Origin of the sequence: Bacillus sp. NTK071, from assembly GCF_017303315.1 — a bacterium.
Lineage (GTDB): Bacteria > Bacillota > Bacilli > Bacillales > Guptibacillaceae > Guptibacillus.
This window is the reverse complement of sequence record NZ_JAFKOI010000097.1, coordinates 1-264: the sequence shown is the minus strand read 5'-3', so window position 1 is coordinate 264 and position 264 is coordinate 1. Positions and strand designations below refer to the sequence as shown.

Here is a 264-nt window from a genome sequence, read left to right as displayed (position 1 = left end):
GGGCGCGGTCTCGCGGCAGGTGGCGCAGCTTGAAGGACAGCTGGGCGTGGCGCTGGTCACGCGCGGCGCGCGCGCCGCGCGGCTCACCGAGGCCGGCGCCGCCTATGCCCGCGCCGTGCGCTCGGCCCTCGACACGCTGGGACAGGGCGCGATGGAGGCGCTTGGCCAGACGCCCGAACCCGGACTGCATCTGGCGATCCTGCCCACCTTCGGCACCCGCTGGCTGATGCCGCGCATCCCCCGCTTCGTGCGCCGCCACCCCGA

1 protein-coding gene is annotated in these 264 nt (G+C 76.5%); it reads left to right on the top strand.

Annotated features, from left to right (window positions below; genetic code table 11):
* A partial coding sequence (locus JI666_RS22155; RefSeq protein ID WP_206895062.1) for a LysR family transcriptional regulator occupies positions 1–264 on the top strand: 264 nt, incomplete at both ends.